The following is a 1,195-nucleotide window of genomic DNA, read 5'->3' on the forward strand; positions in this document are numbered from 1 at the left end:
CAWTATAGATCCAAATCTCGTTCACCAAGGATTGGCTCATCATTCCGAATTTAATTTTTTAGCTTTTGCCGTAGCAGTGGCATTTCATCTTATGCTTACGCACAAGGCCGCCAAAAGCTTCCTCTAAGAACGATGATCCATATCCCATTGCGCCATCAAGATCGATCTCAACGACGTCGTGGCGATCCAGATACGGGGCAAGCCAATCGTCTCGAAATACCTCGCCCGAAAAATTTCCGTCCCTGCGGTAACGCCCAGCGGGGTATTCGCTGAACTGCTTTGTCACATTGATGGAGCCCACGCTCATTTCTCCATACCTATTTTGAGTGGAATAGACCACTGGATAACGGTGCCCATTATAGAACGCTTGTACGAAAGGGAACGTTCCACAAGACCGTTTTTTCTATAGTCTCTCCGAACGCATCCGGCATTGCTGTGGATCGTAAGCACCCCGCCAAGTTCCTTTGCTGCAATTGCTATATTTTTCAAGCCTTTTCCACGATGTTCCAATTCAGTCCTTGTCCTACCTACCTCAAAAGCTCTACGGATCATTCGAACATCTTTTTTTGCCCTAGACAGTGCCAAAGTGACAATGTCTTTAGCTTCTTCTGCCCAGCTTGCCGGGAGGCTGCGAGGAATACCAATACCTAAATCACAAAAATTGACATGAAGCCAATCGTCAAGCACTTCTGCGAAGAGCCACCATCTCCTAGCATCTGCCTCCTCCCACCGGCCACTCAGTCGATCCCCTCGATGAGTGATGTAAGCATGGTGGACTGAGTTGTCCATCGCCTCCTCCACTCCGACTACGACCTTCCTGTAACTCTTTGGAATTTGGGTTTTTATTCCCTTGAGGATGGGATCCGCTTGGATAGCCGACACATCGACTCCGCTGGCATATCTCCAGTGGAAAACATCTCTATCGTCTTCAGTGACCTGTAAACGATGATCCTTACCGAGGAGCTTAAGGAGCCCGATCTGCTGAAAAACTTTTTCGACTTTTTCATCGTTTGGGTATGTGGAGCTGACGAAGGCCACCCCTACAGACCTGACAATTCGGTCAATTTCGGCGACCAACAGAAGTGTTCCGCAGCTATGAACTTTTTTCGTATTCTTGAAATCGAGGAGCACGCGGACGCCCTGAGAAACATTTTTTCGCATGGCTTTGATCAGACCCACCAGTTGATGATGGCCG

General features: G+C 48.3%; 2 protein-coding genes. Both read right to left on the reverse strand.

All coding sequences use genetic code 11. From position 1 onward, the window contains the following. Positions 1 to 58: 58 nt before the first annotated feature. A complete protein-coding gene (locus HT737_RS30170) occupies positions 59 to 301 on the reverse strand; it encodes an STAS-like domain-containing protein (protein WP_220459599.1) in 243 nt (80 codons plus the stop codon). A gap of 2 nt (positions 302 to 303) precedes the next feature. Continuing rightward, positions 304 to 1,195: ATP-binding protein (locus HT737_RS30175; protein WP_220459601.1), on the reverse strand; the 892-nt coding region annotated here is incomplete at its 5' end.

This window comes from Pseudomonas sp. MD195_PC81_125, from assembly GCF_014060985.1.
GTDB lineage: Bacteria > Pseudomonadota > Gammaproteobacteria > Pseudomonadales > Pseudomonadaceae > Aquipseudomonas > Aquipseudomonas parakoreensis.